This is a genomic window from Terriglobales bacterium (genome assembly GCA_035764005.1).
GTDB lineage: Bacteria > Acidobacteriota > Terriglobia > Terriglobales > Acidobacteriaceae > Gp1-AA112.
Genome location: DASTZZ010000006.1, coordinates 1 through 21,743, shown reverse-complemented (window position 1 = coordinate 21,743; position 21,743 = coordinate 1). Strand labels below are relative to the sequence as shown.

The window sequence follows — 21,743 nt, the reverse complement described above, 5'->3', positions numbered from 1 at the left end:
GAAAGTAATCAGGTGTTCCTCTGAATGAAAATGATTTCATCGGCTGTAGTTGTTCTTTGATTTGTCGTCGGCCCGCTCCAGCGCCAGTTCGATGAGGCGGTCGATGAGCTTCGGATATTCCAGTCCTGACGCCGCCCACAGCTTGGGATACATGCTTATGGACGTAAATCCTGGCATGGTATTGATCTCGTTCAGGTAGAGCTTGTGATTCGTGGGATCGAGCAGGAAGTCGACGCGCGCCAGGCCAGAACAATCGACAGCTTTGAACGCTGCGATCGCCATCTGCTGAACCTCTTTGGTCAACGACTTGGATAGCTTGGCGGGAATCACCAATTCCGAGCCTTCATCCAGATATTTCGCCGCGTAATCGTAAAATTCCTTTATCGGGACGATCTCCCCGGGGATGCTGGCCTTGGGATCGTCATTTCCCAAAACAGAACATTCAATCTCGCGAGCCTTCTTCTTTTTTCCGCCGACGCCCTGTTCGATCACGATCTTGCGATCGTAGCCGGCGGCCAGATCCATCGCTGGTGTTAGCTCCTTGCCATCGTGCGCCTTGGAAATGCCTACCGACGAGCCCAGATTCGCCGGCTTCACGAAGACCGGATATTTGAGCTTTGATTCGATTTGCTTCTTCACCCTCTTCGGCTCGCGCTCCCACTCGCTGCGCAACACAGTCACGTGTTTCACAATGGGAAGATCTGCAGCCGCGAACAGACGCTTCATTACGTCTTTGTCCATGCCAGCAGCCGAGCCAAGTACTCCGGCGCCGACATAGGGAATGCCAGCAAGTTCGAGCAGGCCTTGAATAGTGCCGTCCTCGCCGAAGGTACCGTGCAGAACCGGGAAGATTACATCTACATCGATTGCCTGATGGGCCACGCGCTGCTGCGGAGCGGGATTGCTCTCTAAAGGAATCAGCGCGTGCCGTTGTCCAGTAGGCTCGGGCGGCACGAGAACAGAGTCTCCGCGCGCGAGTACTGCAGCTCCAGGCGTCATCTCCGGATCGCCAGCGCGAAGATGGCGCGGATTCTCGGCGTGCTGCTCGCCTTTCAGCAGCTTTTCCGATTCGCCACTGGCGAGCCAACGGCCTTCCTTACTGATGCCAATGGGAACTACTTCGTATTTGGTTTTGTCGATGGCATTCAGCACCGAAGCTGCCGATAACAGTGAGACCTCGTGCTCTCCGCTGCGTCCGCCGAAGAGCACACCTACACGCAGTTTTCTCGATGGGGGCATGAAAGTGAAGCTACCGATTTCACTCTATCATCGGCTTGCGGCTGACGATTTGAAGACCTCACCATCCTTCATCACGAAAGTGACATTCTTCAGTGCGTTGACGTCGCGCAGAGGGTCCTGGTTCACGGCAATCACGTCAGCGTAGGCGCCCGGTGCGATTACTCCGAGCTTGCCTTGCATTTCGAGAAGTTCGGCAGCACGTCCAGTGGCGGTTTGGATCGCCTGCATCGGAGTCATGCCGAATTCGACCTCACGTGCGAACTCCTGAGCGATGGGGTCTGTCCACGGAATGCCTCCCATATCGGTGCCAAAGGCGATCTTCACTCCGGCCTTCAACGCTTTATTGAACGATGTCCCATGGACGGCAGCCCGCTTGCGGTCGCGTCGGCCGTCCTCGGTATTCTCCGGCGCCCAGTCGTAGTAATAGACGGAGAGCGTCGGCACATACCAGGTACCCTGCTTCACCATCTGCGCGATCTGCGGGTCGGTAATTTCAAGCCCATGCTCGATGGAATCGCAACCGCCGTCGAGCGCGCGCTGGAGGCCGATTCCATTATAGGAATGGCACGCGACGCGCTTGCGCCAGCCGTGAGCCTCATCGACGACGGCCTTCAGCTCTTCGACGGTCAGCGTGGGCTGGGAAACGAGATTGCCTTTATCGTCCACCCAGGAACGATGAGTCATATAGACCTTGATCCAATCTGCGCCATTGTCGAGTTGCTCGCGCGCAGCCTTGCGGGCTTCGATCGGACCATCAATTAGCTGTGCGCCTTTGGGAACGATAATTTCGGGTGCGTAGCCTTCGAGTGGATATCCGCCAGTCGTAGAAATCGCGCGCGTGGCGACGAACATTCGCGGGCCAGGAATGTAGCCCCCGTTGATCGCCTCCTTGATTCCCACGTCACCGTAGCCAGCGCCCTCGGTTTCCAAATCACGCAGCGTGGTGAAGCCTTGTTCGAGCGCGCGTCGAGCAGATACCGTGGCGCGCGCGGCACGGAACGAGGCCGGATATTTGAGCAATTGCACGTCGTATCCACCCTCGGCGGGATCCTCGCCCTGCAGGAAGATGTGGGTATGCGTGTCAATCAGACCTGGGAGTACGGTTGCCGCGCTGAGATCGATGACTTGCGCCTCGGGAGGAGCTTGTGCATTCTCGCCAACGGTGACGATGTGATCGCCGCGAATGATGATCGTCTGATTTCGCTTCGGTTGCGCGCCGGTGCCGTCAATCAGTGTGCCGGCGCGAATCACCACGGTTTTGGCTTGGCTGGTCGCGTGTGTTCCCATCCACCCCGACGACTGAGCAAAAACAGCGGCTGACAGCAGCATCGGTGTAAGAAACCGAAATTTCTTCATCGGGTCGCCTCCGAATCAGCAACAACATAAGCTTCCGCCTCGATCTCCACGAGCATTCGCGTGTCGAGCAGCGATTGAATCACCAGCAGCGAGGTCGCTGGGCGAATGTCTCCAAAAAATTCGCCATGGACCAATGTCACAGGCTCCGCGTCCTGGTGGCGAACGACAAACATGCGCGTGCGCACCACGTCTTTGAGCGAAGCGCCTGCTTTATGTAGCGCGCGTTCGATGTTGAGGATGGTTTGGCGCGCCTGCGCGACGGCATCGCCGAGTCCAATCAACTCGCCGGATTCGTTCGTCGAGGTCGTGCCGGAGACCCAAATCTGGGGGCCGATCCGCACCGCTCTTGAGTAACCAACGACCGGCTCCCAACGTGTACCACTTGAGTAATTAGTCCGCTGCATGACTGGTGGCCCGCCATTTTACACGTCCAGTCACTGCACGCACGTGGAACTCGCACCATCTGCGGCACTTCGCGTTCGTTCCCAAATTCGCACTCGCGGGGTGACAGTGCTAACAAACTTTAGGACCTGTACGAATTGTTATTGCACTCAGGAAACCTGCCGATGTAAGTAGTGTTCTCAGTTGTAGATACTTCTTTCAGGCAAAGGTTCCGTAGTCGTGCTGAGACTGCTCACGCAGCTCTGCCGACGGGGAGGAGTACTGGTGAGCTCAGGATCAAAGGTGTTGCAGGAATTCTTCGACGGCCTCGTCAGCAAGACTTTCGCTTCGACGATTGGCATGCATGATGGCGACCTGACCAATTACATCTCGGCCATGCTCGCTGGATTCTGCCAGGCCGAAGAGGTATACAAAATCCGCAATGCTGCCGGACGTCCCATTTCGGACGTGGGCGAGATGCTGCTCGAGTCCGATCCTGTGTTCGGTCCTGCGGCCTCTTTCGATCGCGAGCGCGAAGTACGCAAGCACATCGGCGACTACACACTATTCTTCGCCGGCATGTTCCCTGAGAGCATTAACCACTACCGCCTGCGCCGTCAGCGGCTCGAGAGCCTCGTAGATTTCATCAAGGCCGGCAAAGAGAGCTATTACATCGTTTCCCAATTTGACGTGTTCGAATATGCGTCGGCCGCGCCTCTGTTTGCGAAGCTTTCAGACAAATTCGAGGACTGTGTCTGCGGGCTCAACATGGTCAAGAACGAGCTCGACGTGATGCAGCATCCAATCGCGAATCGCACTCGCGAATTGTTTATGTAGCCATTGTTCGTGTCATTCCGAAGCCCTGGTTTGGGCGAGGAATCCCTACGGACTTCGATACCGTTTGAATTCTGTTTGCCCACTGTCTCTAAGTCCGTAGGGATTCCTCACGCTCCGCGTTCGGAATGACAGAGCGGTAGCCAAATCTCACTTCAAGCGATAAAAACTCAACACCGCATCGCCCTGCTGCAGTCTCCGATACCGTTCCAACGCACCATACCGGTCCAGAAGATCGGAATGTTTGTCGTGCTCCGCAATCACCACGCTTCTCGGCCCAATCAAGCGCGACTGCGAAATAAACCCGAGCGTCTGTTCATACGCGCCAAAGTGTGCGTAGGGAGGGTCGAGAAAACAGAAATCCGCCTCGATCGCCGATGCATCGAGCGCGCGCAACGCCTGTACCGCTTCCCGATCCTGCACTTCGTATCCTTCGCTTACCGAGAGGCTCTTCAAGTTGTCTCGAATCGCTCGCACTGCCCGAGCACTGCTCTCGACGAAGTACACCATCCGCGCTCCGCGACTGATCGCCTCAATGCCGACACCGCCCGAACCAGCAAACAAATCGAGCCACACGCTATCGACCACCATCTCGCCGACGACGTTGAAAAGCGTTTCGCGCAGCCGGTCCGAGGTCGGACGTGTCGCCGTGCCCGAGGGCGCGATCAGCTTACGGCTGCGATATTGACCGGCAATGATGCGCATGGAAAGGCGGCTTTCGGCGGTCGGCTCTCGGCGGTCGGCTCTCGGCGTTCGGCCCGATCACTTCTGGTTGCTGAACGACTTCTTCGCCTCGACTCGACCCTAAGGAACACTAGACCTCTCGAAAATGGTTCGTGGCCGACAGCCGAAAGCCGATAGCCCGTTGTTAATGTACAGAACCTGAAACCATTTTCTACAATTGGGAGTGGCTCATATTCGCTTTGTGCGTGCCTGGTCCATTCCGGTGGGGAAGCTTTTCGGGACGGAGGTGCGTCTTCATCTCACATTCTTTCTCCTTTTTGCGCTGGTCGTAACGCAAACCTACCAGGCACATATCTCGATTTCCCGAGGAGTGGCTCTGTTTTTTGTGGTCCTCGGAGCTGTCCTGGTGCATGAAGCAGCGAGAGCGATCTTTCGCCAAGGCAAGCGTGACAAGCTTCAGCGCCTCGTATTGCTGCCCATTGGCGGCGTGATTCTCGGCGAAACCTCGGACCGATCGGCGGAAAAGACTACGACCGTCGCTCAAGAGGCTCGTACTTCGCTGGCCGGGCCAATCGCTACGCTCATACTCGCGGCCATTGTGGGCGCAATCGTCATGGCAGTCGCGCACATCGACATCTTTGCTTCGCCATATATTCATTCGGCCAACCTGCCGCGCAGCGCAGTGTGGATCATCGCCGGGCTTGGGCTGCTGAACCTGATTCCGGCGTATCCGCTTGCCGCAGGACGCGTGTTGCGCGTGTGGCTTGCGCAGAATGCCGCGCCGGATGTTCCCGATGCCTGGCAGGAGGCCACGCGTAAATCGGTTAGCTACGGCCAGGGTTTCTCGATGATCCTGACCATTATGGGACTCATCGCCGGCAATGTATGGGCCATGCTGGTCGGGTTTTGCGTATTTGTCGCTGCTCACCTCGAAGACCGCAGTCTGCTGTTTCAATCGGTCGTTTCAAGCGTGCGCATGGAAGAAATCATGCTCACTGATTTCTCCGTCCTCTCTCCGGCCGACACCTTGCAGGACGCCTTGGAAAAAGCGCTGCATACATTGCAGGATGACTTCCCTGTAGTCCGCAGTGGCGACCTGGTAGGTACCGTATCCCGCCAGCGCATCGTCGATGCGATTCGCTCGGAAGGCAATGGCTACGTGCAATCAGTCATGAATCGTGTCGTCGAGGTTTGCCATAAGGGCGAGTCGCTGGCTGCGGCGTTCCGTAAAATCACCACTCGCGGCCTCACCATGATTCCCATTGTGGATCAACAGCGCCTCGTCGGGATCGTCACCCTACAAAACCTCAGCCATAACATGGCGCTGCTGGCCGAGAGTCGGCGTTTGAAGAAGCTGGATGGGGAGTAAACAGGCACTAGGCACTCGGCAGTCAGCATTCGGCCAAAGCAAGAAAACAACACACGAAGGCATGAGACGGATCACACGTATATCGCTGATGCGACCGACAAACACGGCTAAACGCGTGATATCCCGTTCGCGGGAGCAGAGTATCCGCAGTGCGTCAATGGTTATTCTCACTAACCGAGTGCCGACTGCCGAGTGCCGAATGCCATCTTGCTAGACTGAACCCATGCCGACGCGCCCCACGTGGGTGGAGATCTCGTTATCCAATCTCGTCCATAATTTTTCCATTATTCGTGACCACGTAGCTGAACACGCAACCGTTTGTGCTGTCGTGAAATGCGATGCTTACGGCCACGGCTCTCCGCAGTGTGCGCGCGCACTTGAAGCCGCAGGCGCGAAATGGTTCGGCGTTACGTGCGCGGATGAAGGCATCGAGCTGCGTCGAGCCGGAATCGCGGGACGCATTCTTCTCATGAGCGGCATCTGGCGTGGAGAAGCTGAAATCGCCGTCGAACACAATCTCACTCCGGCTGTATGGAACGCCGAACAGATCGCGGAACTGAATTCCGCCGCGGAGAAGCTCGGCAAGAGTTCCGTTCCGGTCCATATCGAGGTGGACACCGGAATGTCGCGGCAGGGCGTGCAGCCGCACCGGCTGGCAATGCTGCTGGAAGCCGCGAGAAAAGCGAAAGCAGTTTGCATTGAAGGCTTGCACTCGCATCTCGCTTCGGCCGAGGTAGTCGATGCCGCCGATGTCGAAGATCAGATCGCCTCATATCAACATGCTCTAGAGCAGCTCGCGGCCGCCGGACTGCGACCTGCATGCTTGCATCTCGCCAACAGCGCGGCCATCGTCGCGCACGGAAACAGCTGGCGCAGTTTGGTTCAAAATGGGAAAAGCCAAACCGCGCTGGTGCGTCCGGGAATTGCGCTGTATGGCTACTCGTTGCCGTTTGTCACCGCCTCAGGAGCGACTTCTTCTGTTCCCGAACTTCCTTTGAGAGCTGTTCTTTCGTGGAAGACGCGCATCGTCGACATCCGCGAAGTCGGAGCCGGGCAGGGTGTCGGTTATAACCGAGCTCATGTAACTTCCGCGCCGGCGAAGATTGCAACTCTTGCCGTTGGCTACGGCGACGGATTCAATCGTGGACTCTCGAATCGCGGCCAGGTAATCGTTCGCGGCCAGTTGTCGCCCATTTTGGGAAAAGTGTCAATGGACGTAACCACCATCGACGTGACACACATTCGGGGATGTGAGATCGGCGATGAAGTGGTGCTGATCGGCAAACAGGGCGAGCAACAACTCACCGCCTGGGCAATGGCGCAGCTGCTGAACACCATCCCTTACGAGATCCTGTGCGCGATTGGGAAGCGGGTTCCCAGAGTGTTTCTGTCGCCGCAACGGATGTAATCGAACAGCAAGAGAGGCTTGAAAACGTGCTGTCCTCCGTCGAGCTTCTGATTTGACTTGATCTCATCCGATCCCATCAAATCTCATCGGATCTCATCAGATATCTCATCCATGCCGATGAGATATCCCATGCTCGATCTCATCGAAATCTCATCGGATCTCATAAGATCCCTTCCCGCAGCTGAGATCCCACTGCGAACCGAACGACGGACGGGCCTCGATTCTGTGAATGCACAAGCTGTGTGAGCCGACCATTTTGAAGCTCCATTTCTTTGCTACAACAAAACTGAGCGAAAGTCAAGCGAATTCGTAATGCATTCTTCTCCGACTAAGTGCAGAAGTGGCACGCAGAGCAAGAGAATCTTAAAGCAGTTCTCCGTGCCTCGGTGTCTCCGTGGTGAAACCAGGCCGCGACCACTCAAAACGCAAGTACCTGGTCAGGAGCCGCTGTGTCCGGCGTGAACGGCGAGCCCGTGACGGCACTCAGGGTCCCATCCGCCGCAATTGAGAACACCACAATCGTGCCGCTGCCGCTGCTGCCGGTTGTAGTCACAATCAGGAATTTTCCCAGCGCAGCCGTCGTGAGCGACACCGGTCGTGTGCCGACTGTGAACGGCGAACCTTTTAGCTCAGTGAGCTGTCCGGTGGATGTGGTGAATGCAAACGCGGAAATCGTGCCAGAAGTTTGATTCAACACGTAGAGAAATCCTTGCGAGAAGACTGCGGCGACTGGCGCTGTTCCGACCGTTGTCGGCGATCCAGTGACCTCGGTCAGTGTGCCAGTTGCTGAGACGCTGAATGTGGAGACGCTTGGGCCTCCGAGAGTTCCTCCGCCGTTGACTGCAAAAAGGAACGCCCCGCTACTGTCGAAGGTTAGGAATATAGGTGACCCATTGTTCGGCGACGTAGTGGCCGCAAGCTGCGTGAGAGCGCCATCTGTGCCAATCGAAAAACCGGTGACGAGATTTGTGTTCGGATTTGAGGTGTATAAAAACTGGCCGTTAGGTGAGATCGCGAGCCCGCTTTGCCCTGATGTGCTCAGTGACAAGGGGAAGCCTGCGAGTGGCGCAAGAGCGCCTGTGATCGAATTGAACGAGTAGGCGAGAATCTCTGCTGGAGTAGAGCTGAGCGCATACACGAATTTGCCCTGCGGGTGCATGACCAATCTTGTCGCGCTCGCTCCCGCCGCGAATGGAGAACCGGTAACCGCGGTCAGAGCCGCAGTCGTGCTGTTCACGCTGAAAACGGAAATGCTCGCTGATGAGAGGTTCGAAACCAGCAGAAATTTCTTAGCGGGATCGAGCGCAAGTGAATCCGGCGAGGAACCGCCCGTGACAGCGGGAGATCCGGTACTGGGCTGCAATGCTCCTGATGTTCCATTGAGCAGGTAAAAGGAGACAGATGAGCTGTTGCTGTTGCTCACGTACACCGGAGTTCCGGTGGGCGAGCCGCCACCCCCGCCTGAACCAAAACCTCCGGGTGTGTTCGATCCTCCGCCGCAGGACAGGAGCGTGAAAGAAGAAATCAACAGGATGATTCCGGTGAACCCAGGTTTGTTCATGAACAATTCCTTTCAATGACTTATAACCGAACTCCGTCGCAGATTCGAGTCTCTAAAGATGGACACCCTTCCGTGCGCCAATGGGATGTAATTGCGGACAGCGTTCCGATAGGGGAATTCGCCTCCAGATTCGCCCGAATCAGAGTGTTTACAGGCCTGAGGATCACCAAAAACGCGTAGTCAGGGGCGACGTGCTAACCTCCACACCAGACCACTGTGCCTGCCTTTGAAAAAGCGCCGCCGGAAATTCAGGAGATTCTGGGAAAGCCGATTCGGGAGCTTGGGCTCAAGCTCGAAGGCTCTCCTCTCGAGCGCTTTGTTCAGCAGCTTTACCGTGAGCTCGAGGCGAAAGGACTGAAGAAGTTCCGTCCGCTTTGCTATCTCACAGACGAATGGGGTTGTCCCTCCGGCGAGCCTGTAATCGGAATTCCGTTTTACCTCGCCGATCCCAAACTGGCACGGCTGGAAAAAGAGATGAACGATCTTGAAGATTCGCGGCAGATCATGATGTACCTGCGTCACGAGGCGGGTCATGCGATCAATTACGCCTACGCTCTCTACAAGAGTCCTGAGTGGAAGGAATTGTTCGGCCCCTTTCGGCGGCCGTATCGCGATCTGTATCGGCCTGTCCCTTTTTCCCGCGATTTTGTCCGCCACATGGAAGGTTGGTACGCGCAAAAGCATCCTGATGAGGACTTCGCCGAAACATTTGCAGTCTGGCTTACACCGCGTTCGCGCTGGCGCGAGCGTTATAAGAATTGGCCGGCGATGCAGAAGCTGCGCTACGTCGATCGTATGGCCCGGCAGTTGGGAGATATCGATCCGGTGCGCGCGACGGGAGCGACCGACATTACGGTCGAAGAAATGGATGCAACCGTTGCCGAATTCTACGAGCGCGCTCTAAGCGAGCAGCCGTCGCCCGGTGATCTTGCGCTCGAGACTGATCTGGAGGACATATTTAATGTTTCCCCACGGAAGAGAAAAGGGGTGCGACCGGCAGCGGAATTGTTGAAAGAAAATCGTCAATCTCTGGTCGATAAACTGACGTACTGGACCGGAATGCAGCGACCGCTGGTTCGAAAGTTAGTTGAGTCAATCGAGAATCGTGTGGCAGAGTTGCAACTGAAGGCCGAAGCCTCGCGGGAAAAAGAATATCTGACCGAGATCACGGTTTACGCGACCGCGTTGGCGATGAATTATGTGACGCGTGGGAAGTTCGTGCCTGAAGGTAGAAAGAAGGTTACAGGGAACAGGTTACATGGAACAGGAAAAAGAAAGGTTACAGGGGACAGGGTAGAGGGATCAGGGGAAAAGAAGAAAGAAAAAGAAAACGGTGTGGGGAACATGGAGGCTGGAACTTCGGACCTAGACTGAATCGGTGGAGACCTTCAGCACTGGAACTTCGGACCTAGACTGAATCGGTGGAGACCTTCAGCACTTCATTGGAAAATGGGGTTCCATTGCGATCTCACGTTCTGTGTGGCAATCAGGACGAGACTCGCTGAGGAAGGATGAGGCTTCGAGCGATCCCTGTAACCTGTAACCTGTCCCCAGTCACCTGTCACCTGTAATCTCCTAAACGTATGGCGGAAAAACTGAAGATCACGATTCTGTATGACTCCTGGGGCGACGAGGAGACCGAAACACCTCCTGAACCGAAACGAAAATCGAAAAAACGTAAGCGCCGCCGCGAGAAGCACGACCGCGAGGAGATCTTTGAGGCGCTGGAGAAACTCGGACACGAGCCGAGCTATCAACCTCTCGACGGAACCGATAAGACCCTCTCTGTGCTGTCGAAGAGCGACGCTGATCTTTTCTTCAACTTGACTGAGTCGTATGCCGGCGATGACACCAAGGAAATGCATGTCGCCGCCTATCTTGATTTGCTGGGACGCGTCTACACCGGAGCCGGCCCACAAGGTCTTTACCTAGCGCAGGACAAATCACTCGCCAAAAAACTCTTTAAGTTCCACGCGGTCAACTCGCCATATTTCGCAACTTGTTATCGCGGACGCCTCGATCACGCGGAGGACATCAACTTTCCGCTTATCGTGAAACCGACGTCCGAAGACGGCTCGATCGGCATCGACCAGCATTCCGTCGTGTCTTCAGTGAAACACTTGATGGAGCGCATTCACTACATCCAGGACGAGTTCGACTCTCCCGCGCTGATTGAGGAGTACATCGAGGGCCGAGAAATCTACGCGGCCGTCTTGGGAAATGAGCGCCCGGAGGCGCTGCCGCTGATTGAGTTGGATTTGTCAAAACTTCCCGAAGGCATGCCGAAGGTCGCAGGCACAGAAGTCAAATGGGAGAAGGACACGGAAGCCTACAAGGTCACAAAGTCCGCGCCTGCGGAAGATCTTGACGAAGAGACGGCCGAGCGTCTTCAGAAGATCGCACTCGATGCCTACCACACGCTCCAACTTCGCGATTACGGCCGCATCGACATGCGCCTGACGGATAAAGGCGAGATATTCGTGATCGAAGCGAATCCCAATCCATGGCTTTCCAGCAACTCTGAATTTTTTATGGCCGCAAAAAAATCCGGCAGGTCATACACGGAAATGGTGGAAGAGATCATTTACTGCGCGCGCCACGATCGCCGTCGCCGTGATCGTCTGCGGTTGAATTAGTCGCGACAGCGTCTTTGTATGGCAACAAAGCCGCATGTTTCGATTTCTCATGCGCGCGCATCACAGCACTTGAAGGCTGTTCCTCAACTCTCCCGGGGCTGTTCGCCTCCGGTTCGGCGTGAATCATCCTCCCAGATTCACGCCGAACTTTTATCTGCTGCATGTAATCGCGGAGGTTGCGCTGCTCTCGTCTAGTTCATTCGCAGTAAGATAGAAATACGGGGAGATTCATATGTCAGGTTTTTTTTTCAGTGAACAAAATAATTCGGAACCCCGCCCCAGCAATGGCGGGACTAAATCAGCGCATGTGGAACATGTAGAAACCGTTGCGCGTTGTGGCGCACTCGATGCAGATTGTGCCTGCTCACTTACCAGACGCGCTGCACGCAGCGTTACACAGCTTTATGACGTAGTTCTTGCTCCGCTAGGCATGAAGGCAACACAGTTTGTGCTGCTGCGTGCCATTTCTGAGGCAGGTGAGATTGCCCAGTGGCAACTCTCGAAGGACCTTTCGATCGCTGTTGAGACACTCACCCGGCGATTGGCGACGATGCGTCGCGCCGGCTGGATCGAGCTTCATTCCGGAACGGATCGCCGCGAGCACCTGTACACAGCAACGCCGCGCGGCCAACAGCAGCTCGAGACTGCTCTCCCATATTGGTATCGCGCGCAAGAACGATTGCGGGAGCAGCTTGGAGAAGAAGGCTGGAAAGAGACCCAAGCCTGTCTTGATCGGCTGGCGGTCGCGGCAGAGAGGTCCCTTACCGCGCGAGTGAAAAATCTGCCTCCGGTCGGGGATGCATAAACTGCGGCAGTCCGCTATTGCATCTGCAACCGCTTGTGTGCGCTGAGGGACAACGATGACCTCCTGCACAGTTTCTTACTTATATAGGGCAAGGAGGTAAGAACAAATATGCTGTGGACATTGGCGGTAATTTTCTTTGTGTTGTGGGTTCTGGGGCTTGTAGGTGTGTACGCAATCGGCGCCTGGATTTGGCTGTTCTTCGCAATCTGGATCATCTCTCTGATCGCGCAACTCGCAAGTGGCCGCGGACGCGGAACACCCACAGTCCAGCAAAAGATGTGAGCAGCTCGATTTTGAATCGAAAGCAGCCGGAGACAAAGCTCCGGCTGTTCTGCTTTTATGGCCTATTTCAAACGCAACTCTCCGTCAAGTCATCCCTACGGCGTTGAAATCTAGTATTGTGGCTGGAGCACCTGCTCCAGCACCATGACTGCGAAGAAGAAGGCTCCCGCCCGAGCTCACAAGGTCCGATCGCGCGGGCTGTGGATCGCTCCCGATTTAGAACGCAAGATCAAGGGCGAAGGCGGGCGTCGGGGACTTACCGATCCTCCGTATAGCTATTATCTGCATCTCGCCGACCTTGTGCTGAAACCCTCTGGTCCGAACACGAATTCTGCTGAGCCACTCGTCAGCAAAGAACCAAAGCCTGAAGTCCCACCTTCACTGGTCGAGCCTCCGCCTTTGCAGACGATCGCGAGTCCACCGGCCCCGGTCATGCCGGTTCGCCCAGCAGGTCCGTCGAGTTCGTTAGTCGATGAAATCCCCGCGCCCATGCCGCCGATTGCGCCCCCGCTGATTTTGCCGAGTCTGCAATTGCCAAAGCCGCCAAAACGCGCGCAAACACCCAAGCCGGCGAAACGAGTCGCGCCGAAGGCGGCGCATCCAAGGCCACCGAAATCAGCCGTTCCAAAGAATTCAGACCGAGTCGCTCGACCGAAGCCGTCGATTCCAAAGCGGCCGAAGACGTAATTCACCACGGTGCTACGGAGCACACGGAGGGTTATGTTTTTCCTAGTCAGACTCCGTGTTCTCCGTGGTTCCGTGGTGATATTTACTCTTCAACTTCTACGAGTTCACCGCGCTCGGCTTTGGCGGCGGAGACGATCTTTTCCTGCAACGCCGCAGGCACGACGTCGTAATGCGCCATTTCCATTGAGAAGCTGCCGCGGCCTTGTGTCATTGAAGTGAGGTCCACGCCGTACGTGAGCATCTCGGCCATGGGCACTTCGGCTTTTACCACCGTTGTGCCGCCCTTGTTATCCATGCCTTGAATGCGTCCGCGGCGGGAGTTGAGGTCGCCCATGATGCTGCCGGCGAATTCGTCGGGAATAGAAATTTCCACATGCATGATGGGTTCCAGCAGGGTGGGCTTGGCCTGTTCCATACCTTGGCGGAACGCTAAACGCCCCGCCATTTTGAATGAAAGTTCGTTGGAATCGACGTCGTGGTACGAGCCATCGTAGAGCGTGACTTTAAAATCGACGACGGGATAGCCGGCGAGGAAACCGCGTGCGGCCGTTTCAATAATCCCTTTCTCAACGGCTGGAATGAAATTCTTGGGAATTGCGCCGCCAAAGATGTCATTCACAAACTCGAAGCCTGCGCCGCGCTGGAGCGGTTCCATTTTGATCTTGCAGTCGCCGAACTGACCGTGACCGCCGCTTTGTTTCTTGTGGCGACCGTGGGCGTCGGCTCGTCCGCGAATCGTTTCCCGATATGGGACCTTCGGCGCCTTTAGCACGACTTCGGTGTGATAGCGCTTCTTGAGCTTCGAGACGATTACTTCGATATGCTGCTGTCCGGTGCCGGCGATGAGAAACTCTTTCGTTTGCTCGTCGCGAAAGAAGCGCACCATCTGGTCTTCTTCCATCAGCTTGTGGAGGCCGTTGGCGAGCTTGTCTTCGTCGGCTCGGGTTTTGGGTTCGATGGCAAAAGTGATCGCCGGTTCAGGAAAAGTGATCGAGGCAAATTGAATAGACTTCGCCTTGTCGCCGAGGCTGTCGCCTGTAAGCGTGCCTTTCAGCTTCGCGACCGCGCCGATATCGCCCGCATGGAGTTCAGTCACCCCAACAGCCGTCTTTCCTTGCATGATCGACAGATGTGAGAACTTTTCAGAGACGTTCCGGGTGAAGTTCTGGACGGTGGCGTCGTTTTTCACCACGCCGGAAAAAACTTTGAAGAACGAGATGTGTCCCGCGAAGGGATCGGAGATGGTTTTGAACACATACAACGCCAGCGGCCCTGAGTCGCTGACGGTAAGCGTCTCTCCAGACGAAGCGCCGTTGCTCCCTCCGCCATGTCCGTTGCCCGACGCGGGTGTTGCGCTGGCGGTGGCAGCCAGCTTAACGGCCGGACGCTCTGCTGCCGTCGGCGCATAGGTCGCAAGGAAATCAAGAATGTGATCAGTCCCGATATTTCCCAGTCCCGAAGCGAAGAGCGCTGGGAAGATGCGGTCCTCGCGGATGGCTTCATGCAGCGCGCCGATTAGGTGATCTTCCGGAATCGTTCCCTTTTCGAAGAACTCTTCCATTAACTCGTCTTTGCCTTCGGCGACGAGTTCGACGAGTGCCTCGTGCGCCGCCTTAGCTTCTTCGGCGAGTTCGGCAGGAATGGGACCTTCTTTGCCCTTTCCGTTTCCCCCAAGTGAATACGTATAAGACTTCATCGTGACCAGATCGACTACGCCGGTGAGATTGCGCTCGCTGCCGATAGGCAAGAACACCGGCACAACCTGTCGTCCAAAGGCATTACGCAGCGATTCGAGCGCGCGATCCTTGTCGGCACGATCGCGGTCCATGCGATTCACGACGATGATGCGCGGCATCTCCATTTCGGCCGCATAATCCCAGACGCGCGCCGTCATCGCTTCGACACCGCTCACGCCGTCAACCACAACCAGCGCGGCCTCGGCGGGAACCAGCGCAGCTTTGGCTTCGTGCAGAAACATGTTGAAGCCAGGCGTATCGATCAGGTTGATCTTGCACTTCTCCCACTCGCAGTACGCCGGCGTGGCGCTGATCGACATTTGCCGCGCGATCTCTTCCTCATCCCACGAAGTGGTGGCGCTGCCGTCGTCAACGCGCCCCAGTCGCGGCGTGGAGCCGGCGGTATAGAGCAGGGCGGAGATGAGCGAGGTCTTTCCCGAATGCGAGTGGCCGACCACGGCCACGTTGCGCAAGTTGGCGCTTTCGTAGGTCTTCACGAGGAACTCCTTTCGATGCGGGGCTGAATTGTGTTCTGATTTGGAACTTTCGGCGAGCGCGGAAGCGAGTGCGAGGAGAGAAGATTGGCTGCGGAGGATCGCGTCCGTTGCACCGGACGCGCTGCTACTCTGCCCGGGCGCTCTCTCCTGGAACTGCGAGAATCTTGTTGCTCACACACCAATCGCGAAAGCATGACCAGACGCGATCTGGCGAGGTGAACCATAGGACATCACCGGTTGCCGCAAAGGGGGAAGCAGCAGACGGGCTCAGGCCCTGAGAGCAGAAGACGAAATCCTACCACGCGCCTCTTTTGTTGTCATTCCGAGCGGATGCTCACGCGCAGTTCGCGTGAGCGGGAGAGAGGAATCCCTACTTACACCAGGAACTCGCATTGATAGTGCTGAAGTCTGCAGGGATGCCCTCCGCCAACAGCAGGCGTTCGGAAGACAGCACAGAGGCTACTTCCCCGCAAAATTGGCAGCCCGCTTCTCGAGAAACGCCGTCGTACCCTCTTTCTTATCTTCGGTCGCGCAGCAAACTGCGAACAGCGTGGCTTCGAGATACAGCCCTTCCTGCTGCGTCATCTCCATCCCGTGATTCACAGCTTCCAGGCAGTATTGAATGGCAAGAGGAGCGTTCTTGATGATTGCCTGGGCGATCGCCTCCGCCCGCGAAATGAGTTGCGCGGCGGGAACGACTTCATTTACCAGCCCGATGCGATGGGCCTCCTGCGCGGTGATCATTTCCCCGGTGAGAAGAAGCTGCATGGCGATCCCTTTGCCCACCAGACGTGGAAGGCGCTGCGAGCCACCGTAGCCGGGAATGATGCCGAGCTTCACCTCGGGTTGTCCCAATTTGGCATTCTCGCTGGCAAGTCGCATCGTGCAGGCCATGGCAATCTCACATCCCCCGCCCAACGCGAAGCCGTTGATGCACGCGATCACCGGTTTGCCAAGGTTCTCGATCAGGTCGAGTACAGCTTGCCCGCGATGCGTGTACTCCTTTGCTTCAACCGGATTGTTCTTCTGGAGTTCCCCAATGTCGGCTCCAGCGACGAATGACTTCTCACCTGCACCGGTAAGAATCACAACGCGAACGCTGCGATCGTCTTTCAGTTGCGTAAAAGCTGTGCGCAACTCGCTCATCGTCGCCATGTTGAGCGCGTTGAGAACTTTAGGACGGTCTATCGTGACGTAAGCAATGCGGTCGCGAGTTTCGAGGCGGATATTTTCGAATGGCATAGAGATTTTCGGTATTGAGGAATCGGGATGCGCAGCCTGCGAGCGATTTCGGTTTACACAGTCACGACTTCCGCGCTTGCACTCGGTTCCGGGATTGGCAGGTTATCTTCGCGTAAGCCTGCGAGGTGAAACGCTATGGCCTCGCGGATAAGCTGCTGCGTTTCCTGCTTGGTTTTGCCGGTAGTAATGACCCCCGGTAAGTCGGGAACATATGCCGCCCAACCGGTGGCTGACCTTTCAAACACGACCACATATTTCATCGTTCCAATCCTGCTTGCTTCAGCACGCTATTCAAAGTCCCGGGTGGCAAATCGTCATTGGGATGTCCGGGCAGAGTCACTCGTCCAGTTTTGATGGGATGCTTATACTGCCTGTGACTTCCTTATGGTTCTCTTCAATTCCCAGCCGTCCTGCTCCAGCATCATGATGATATCTCGAACTTTCACGCAAGCTCCAGATGGTTAGAATCCCACTCTCTTGCCGGCCTTCATCGCTGCGACGAGCTTCTCAATCCGCGCGCGCCGCGTCTCTTCCTTCTTTGCTTCGGTAACAGCGCGAACCCACTCCTTCTTGTGCGTGAATGAAAGCGAATCCCACGTCGCTTGTGCTTTCGTGTTCGCGCTCAGCGCCTTCTTGATTTCGTCAGGAGTTTCGATCCCCCGTTGTTCGCGATCACGTTCGAGCACCACATCGACGGTATCGCCGGCTTTGCACTTGGCCGCAGCGCGGAGCTCTTTGTTCACGACCATGAAATATCCGTCGCCCATGTTGCACAATGAGCTGCGAAACGCTGCGCCGTTGATGGTTCCGCGCACCGGCACCCGCGCTTTCGTACCGAAAACCGCGGGGACATCGAACGGCGGACGCATGGCCGCGCTCTCCATGTTGTCGATGCCTGCGAGCTTTGTCTTGAAATGGAACGGACCATCGCCGGACTGAAACTTCTCGGCCATCTTCGAGCACTCCTCTCCTCTGAGGCACATCAGGATACACAACCATTCGAGTGCTCACACGAAAGCGCTTTTCATTCCCTCGCACTACAATGATGTTATGAACTCATTTGGAGCACGCGCGACGCTGCGCGTTGGCAATCGGCAGTATCAGATATCTCGTCTTGACGCTCTCGATAAGCAGGGAACCTCCACTCAGCATCTCCCGTATTCGCTACGAATTTTGCTGGAAAACCTGCTGCGCACGGAGAACGGAAAGTCCGTTACCAGGGACGACATCAGCTTTCTCGCGCAGTGGCAGGCGACGGCGGCTCCGTCGCGGGAAATCGCGTTCACGCCTGCCCGCGTCCTCATGCAGGACTTCACCGGAGTTCCCGCGGTAGTCGATCTGGCGGCAATGCGCGATGCCATGAAGCGTCTGGGCGGCGATCCCAATGCGATCAATCCGCTGCAGGCCGCAGAGTTGGTCATCGACCACTCCGTGCAGGTGGACGAGTTTGGTACGCCGAATGCATTTCACGCGAACGCGATCCTCGAGTTCGAGCGCAATCGCGAGCGCTACGCCTTCCTGCGCTGGGGGCAATCGGCGTTCAATAACTTTTCCGTCGTTCCTCCCGATATGGGAATCGTGCACCAGATCAATCTGGAGTACCTGGCGAGAGTTATCTTTCCACAGAAGGTTGATGGCGAGTGGCAGGCCTATCCAGACACGCTCGTCGGTACGGACTCGCACACCACGATGGTTAACGGACTTGGCGTGCTCGGCTGGGGTGTTGGCGGAATCGAAGCCGAGGCCGCGATGCTCGGGCAGCCTGTCTCGATGCTCCTGCCGCAGGTTGTCGGATTCAAACTCACAGGCAAATTGAAAGAAGGTTCAACTGCTACCGACCTGGTACTCACAGTCACGGAGATGCTGCGCAAGACTGGCGTGGTCGGCAAGTTCGTCGAGTTCTTCGGCGAAGGACTCTCGGAGCTGCCGCTCGCAGACCGCGCCACTATCGCCAACATGGCTCCGGAATACGGCGCGACATGCGGCATCTTCCCGGTCGACACCGAGACGCTGCGCTACCTGCGCATGACTGGACGCAGCGACGAGCAGATCGCGCTAGTCGATTCCTACTGCAAGGAGCAGGGACTCTTCCATACCAAGGAGTCTCCGCACGCGACCTACTCCGAAGTGGTCGAGTTGGATCTTGCGACTGTCGAACCGAGCGTTGCCGGCCCGAGACGTCCTCAAGATCGCGTTCCGCTTTCGCAGACGGCGGAAAACTTCAAGCATGCGCTGCCGACTCTCCTTGGACCCGCTGCGGCCAAGGCTGCGGCGCGCCAGGTAATGCGCTGGGAAGGTGAAGGCGGAAATCCGACCGCCACCGGAGCCGAAGGCAATAAGCCCGATGTTGCCGAAGCGGTATCCGCAACCTACAAGGTCGATGTCAGCAAGTATCTCGATCACGGCTCGGTCGTGATTGCCGCCATCACGAGCTGCACCAATACCTCGAATCCGTCCGTCATGATCGCCGCCGGACTGCTTGCGAAGAAAGCCGTTGAGCGCGGAATTTGTCCTCCGCCGTGGGTGAAGACGTCGGTTGCTCCCGGCTCGCGTGTTGTAACCGAGTACTACAAGAAAGCCGGCCTGATGGAATTCCTCGACAAGCTGCGTTTCAGCATCGCCGGTTACGGATGCACCACCTGCATCGGCAACTCCGGCCCGCTTCCAGCCGATGTTTCAAAGGCGATTGACGACCATCAGCTCGTCGTTGCCTCGGTCCTTTCCGGGAATCGCAATTTCGAAGGTCGCATCAATTCCGAGGTCCGCGCGAACTACTTGATGTCTCCGCCGCTCGTTGTTGCGTACGCTTTGGCGGGACGCATCGATCACGATTTGCTCACCGAACCGCTCGGCAAAGATCGCCAAGGCAAGCCGGTCTATCTGCGCGAAATCTGGCCGACGCAGAAGGAAGTCGACGAAGTTGTAAGCAAAGCCATCGACTCGGCGATGTTTCGGGACAACTACGAGCACATCGCCGACGGTGATGAGCACTGGAAAAAGCTGCGCGTTCCAAAAGGGGAGACCTACGCGTGGGAGAAGGAGTCAACCTACATCAAGCGCGCTCCGTACTTCGACGACATGCCCGTGAATCCTGCTCCAGTGCAGGACATTCGCGGCGCGCGCGTGCTCGCATGGCTCGGCGACAGCGTCACTACCGACCATATCTCGCCCGCGGGATCGATCAAGCAGAACAGTCCTGCAGGCAAGTATCTGATCGAGCGCGGAGTCAAGCCGCACGACTTCAACTCCTACGGCTCCCGGCGTGGCAATCACGAAGTAATGGTCCGCGGAACCTTTGCCAATGTCCGGCTGCGCAATAAGCTCGCGCCCGGCACCGAAGGCGGGGTCACGCGTTATCTGCCGACGAATGAAGTCATGTCGATCTACGACGCCTCAATGAAGTACCAAGCGAATCGAGTGCCGCTGATCATCCTCGCCGGCAAAGAATACGGTTCGGGATCGTCGCGCGACTGGGCGGCCAAAGGTCCGAAGCTTCTCGGAGTCCATGCCGTGATTGCGCAGAGCTACGAGCGCATTCATCGTTCCAATCTGGTCGGAATGGGAATTCTTCCGCTGCAGTTTGTGCCGGAAGAGGACCCGGAGACGCTCGGCTTATCCGGCGAAGAGACCTATGAAATCTCCGGCCTGCGCGAAATGCTCGATTCGAAGTTCGCTTCAGGACGCCATGTGAACGTCACGGCAAAACGCGCCGATGGCACCGCTGTGAAGTTCGAAGCGACCGTCCGCATCGACACTCCGCAGGAGATTCTCTACTACCAGCACGGCGGAATTCTGCAGTTTGTCCTCCGCCAACTGCTGGCAGGCTGGGAGAAGCCCAAAGTGGTAAGCCGCGGCATGAGCACCGTGGCTGATGCGAGCACAGGCAGTAGCATTACGTAGAGCGGTAGCAATCGAGGCAAACGACGGTTGGAACATCAGCAATCATGAGACTGCGCTGGGGATTAGCTGGATGAAATCACGACAAAATGCCGAGCAGGAGTGGACGCATGATGTGCTCAAGGTAGTGCGTAGCCTGGGGAAGAAGAATTTCCATTTGAACGACGTTTACGCTCGCGCAGCCGAGCTTCAACGACTTCATCCCGACAACCAGCACGTGGAAGCAAAGATTCGCCAGCAATTACAGGTGCTGCGAGACCAAGGCATACTCAGATTCATCGACGACAACGGCAACTATGAATTGCTAATGTGACCGTCGCCGCTGCCGGGGTTTTTATGTTCTGTACCCATCATCGGATGGCAAGAAAATAAATCTCGTCGTCGTCAACCTCATCATCGGATAGGTAAAGTATTCCGTTGATCAAAGTACAACCGGTGACCGGTCGGTCGTCAGACATTCTTACCTCAATATCTGTTGCGAATTTCGATTGAAACAGACGCTCCGCCACTTCTCTAAGGTCGTTAAGATAAATGCGGCGTCCGAGGATACGCATTCGACATCGTTCCATAGCGATCGTGATCTGTATCACGTGATCGATTGAGATCGCAAGATCTTTTATCGCAATCGAAAGCGCTACGCCTAAAAGTAATGGATCCTTTGTCGTCGCCGCTCATTTTGGGTAGCCTTCTGCTCAAGAGAGAAAGTAACAAGCGTGTGCAAAAAGCAAAGAGCCGGGCAGGTTCGCCCGGCTCGTCCTTGCATGTCCTGTCCGTAAGCCTCACCGCTGGCGGACGGAACAATCCTGTTTCCCCCGACTACATCACCATCGCAAGACTCTCGAGCTCGTGCTGGAGCACGTCGATCGAGCAACCGGACTCCTCGACGCGTGTTGCGGCATCGATGGCCGCATTACTTGAAACTCCGTAGCCACGGCCCGACAGAAATACATGGAACAGCTCAGCCGCCTGCCACGGATCGAGTCCGTTTTGCATGAGCTCGTTCCGCAGGGCGGACAACTCGGCGAGTGAGAACTTTTCCACCATTTTCAGGTCACCTCCGACCCTACTTGCTTCCTGCAACATTAGACTCACTTGGGTCATCATTTGTTGCAGATTCCTCTTTTCAAAC

20 protein-coding genes are annotated in these 21,743 nt (G+C 56.4%); 10 read left to right on the top strand and 10 right to left on the bottom strand.

Translation table 11 applies throughout. From position 1 onward, the window contains the following. Nucleotides 1–36: 36 nt before the first annotated feature. Genes VFU50_01130 through VFU50_01120 form a run of 3 tightly spaced genes read right to left on the bottom strand, consistent with a single transcriptional unit; the run spans nucleotide 37 to nucleotide 2,999 of the window. A complete protein-coding gene (locus VFU50_01130; protein ID HEU5231431.1) occupies nucleotides 37–1,239 on the bottom strand; it encodes a D-alanine--D-alanine ligase family protein in 1,203 nt (400 codons plus the stop codon). Nucleotides 1,240–1,266: 27 nt separating this feature from the next. Next, nucleotides 1,267–2,595 carry an amidohydrolase family protein gene (locus VFU50_01125; GenBank protein HEU5231430.1) on the bottom strand — a complete coding sequence of 443 codons (1,329 nt, stop codon included), beginning with the start codon at nucleotides 2,593–2,595 and terminating at the stop codon, nucleotides 1,267–1,269. Beyond that, on the bottom strand, nucleotides 2,592–2,999 hold the full coding sequence (locus VFU50_01120; GenBank protein ID HEU5231429.1) for a RidA family protein: 408 nt from the start codon (nucleotides 2,997–2,999) through the stop codon (nucleotides 2,592–2,594). Before VFU50_01120 ends, VFU50_01125 begins: the two co-directional genes overlap by 4 nt. Nucleotides 3,000–3,261: 262 nt before the next feature. On the opposite strand from VFU50_01120, the gene VFU50_01115 reads away from it, so the two are divergent. Further along, entirely contained in the window at nucleotides 3,262–3,813 is a 552-nt protein-coding gene (locus tag VFU50_01115) for a hypothetical protein (GenBank protein HEU5231428.1), read from the top strand. A 147-nt stretch (nucleotides 3,814–3,960) separates the two neighbouring features. Here VFU50_01115 and rsmD read toward each other — a convergent pair whose 3' ends face one another. Then, nucleotides 3,961–4,515 carry a 16S rRNA (guanine(966)-N(2))-methyltransferase RsmD gene (gene rsmD, locus VFU50_01110; GenBank protein HEU5231427.1) on the bottom strand — a complete coding sequence of 185 codons (555 nt, stop codon included), beginning with the start codon at nucleotides 4,513–4,515 and terminating at the stop codon, nucleotides 3,961–3,963. Nucleotides 4,516–4,717: 202 nt separating this feature from the next. Between rsmD and VFU50_01105 the strand changes: the two genes are divergently transcribed. Both VFU50_01105 and alr read left to right on the top strand, forming a co-directional pair. After that, entirely contained in the window at nucleotides 4,718–5,863 is a 1,146-nt protein-coding gene (locus VFU50_01105; protein HEU5231426.1) for a CBS domain-containing protein, read from the top strand. Between the two features lie 223 nt (nucleotides 5,864–6,086). After that, nucleotides 6,087–7,271 carry an alanine racemase gene (gene alr / locus VFU50_01100; protein HEU5231425.1) on the top strand — a complete coding sequence of 395 codons (1,185 nt, stop codon included), beginning with the start codon at nucleotides 6,087–6,089 and terminating at the stop codon, nucleotides 7,269–7,271. Nucleotides 7,272–7,689: 418 nt separating this feature from the next. Here the strand turns inward: alr and VFU50_01095 are convergent, their stop codons facing one another. After that, a complete protein-coding gene (locus tag VFU50_01095) occupies nucleotides 7,690–8,832 on the bottom strand; it encodes a beta-propeller fold lactonase family protein (protein ID HEU5231424.1) in 1,143 nt (380 codons plus the stop codon). Between the two features lie 216 nt (nucleotides 8,833–9,048). Here VFU50_01095 and VFU50_01090 point away from each other — a divergent pair, with 216 nt between their 5' ends. From VFU50_01090 to VFU50_01070, 5 genes are all read left to right on the top strand, one after another. After that, entirely contained in the window at nucleotides 9,049–10,206 is a 1,158-nt protein-coding gene (locus VFU50_01090) for a putative zinc-binding metallopeptidase (protein ID HEU5231423.1), read from the top strand. A 209-nt stretch (nucleotides 10,207–10,415) separates the two neighbouring features. Next, entirely contained in the window at nucleotides 10,416–11,468 is a 1,053-nt protein-coding gene (locus tag VFU50_01085) for an ATP-grasp domain-containing protein (protein ID HEU5231422.1), read from the top strand. A 232-nt stretch (nucleotides 11,469–11,700) separates the two neighbouring features. Beyond that, nucleotides 11,701–12,273 (top strand): MarR family winged helix-turn-helix transcriptional regulator, encoded by a 573-nt coding sequence (locus tag VFU50_01080; protein HEU5231421.1) that lies wholly within the window; start codon nucleotides 11,701–11,703, stop codon nucleotides 12,271–12,273. Between the two features lie 108 nt (nucleotides 12,274–12,381). Further along, on the top strand, nucleotides 12,382–12,555 hold the full coding sequence (locus VFU50_01075) for a DUF5670 family protein (protein HEU5231420.1): 174 nt from the start codon (nucleotides 12,382–12,384) through the stop codon (nucleotides 12,553–12,555). 144 nt (nucleotides 12,556–12,699) lie between these two features. Then, nucleotides 12,700–13,242 (top strand): hypothetical protein, encoded by a 543-nt coding sequence (locus VFU50_01070; GenBank protein HEU5231419.1) that lies wholly within the window; start codon nucleotides 12,700–12,702, stop codon nucleotides 13,240–13,242. Between the two features lie 82 nt (nucleotides 13,243–13,324). Here VFU50_01070 and fusA read toward each other — a convergent pair whose 3' ends face one another. From fusA to VFU50_01050, 4 genes are all read right to left on the bottom strand, one after another. Beyond that, nucleotides 13,325–15,475, bottom strand: a complete 2,151-nt coding sequence (gene fusA, locus VFU50_01065) for an elongation factor G (protein HEU5231418.1) — start codon at nucleotides 15,473–15,475, stop codon at nucleotides 13,325–13,327. A gap of 459 nt (nucleotides 15,476–15,934) precedes the next feature. Next, nucleotides 15,935–16,717, bottom strand: coding sequence for an enoyl-CoA hydratase-related protein (locus VFU50_01060; GenBank protein ID HEU5231417.1), 783 nt, complete (start codon nucleotides 16,715–16,717; stop codon nucleotides 15,935–15,937). A gap of 53 nt (nucleotides 16,718–16,770) precedes the next feature. After that, the gene (locus tag VFU50_01055) at nucleotides 16,771–16,977 is read right to left on the bottom strand and encodes a type II toxin-antitoxin system HicB family antitoxin (GenBank protein ID HEU5231416.1); all 207 of its coding nucleotides are present in this window, start codon (nucleotides 16,975–16,977) and stop codon (nucleotides 16,771–16,773) included. A gap of 201 nt (nucleotides 16,978–17,178) precedes the next feature. Beyond that, nucleotides 17,179–17,670, bottom strand: coding sequence for a YdeI/OmpD-associated family protein (locus VFU50_01050; GenBank protein HEU5231415.1), 492 nt, complete (start codon nucleotides 17,668–17,670; stop codon nucleotides 17,179–17,181). A 97-nt stretch (nucleotides 17,671–17,767) separates the two neighbouring features. Between VFU50_01050 and acnA the strand changes: the two genes are divergently transcribed. Together acnA and VFU50_01040 are read left to right on the top strand one after the other, a co-directional pair. Then, nucleotides 17,768–20,617 (top strand): aconitate hydratase AcnA, encoded by a 2,850-nt coding sequence (gene acnA, locus VFU50_01045; GenBank protein HEU5231414.1) that lies wholly within the window; start codon nucleotides 17,768–17,770, stop codon nucleotides 20,615–20,617. A 70-nt stretch (nucleotides 20,618–20,687) separates the two neighbouring features. Beyond that, nucleotides 20,688–20,927, top strand: a complete 240-nt coding sequence (locus VFU50_01040; GenBank protein ID HEU5231413.1) for a hypothetical protein — start codon at nucleotides 20,688–20,690, stop codon at nucleotides 20,925–20,927. Nucleotides 20,928–21,430: 503 nt separating this feature from the next. Here VFU50_01040 and VFU50_01035 read toward each other — a convergent pair. Then, nucleotides 21,431–21,743 (bottom strand): hypothetical protein (locus VFU50_01035; protein ID HEU5231412.1); only part of this gene is annotated, 313 nt, incomplete at its 5' end.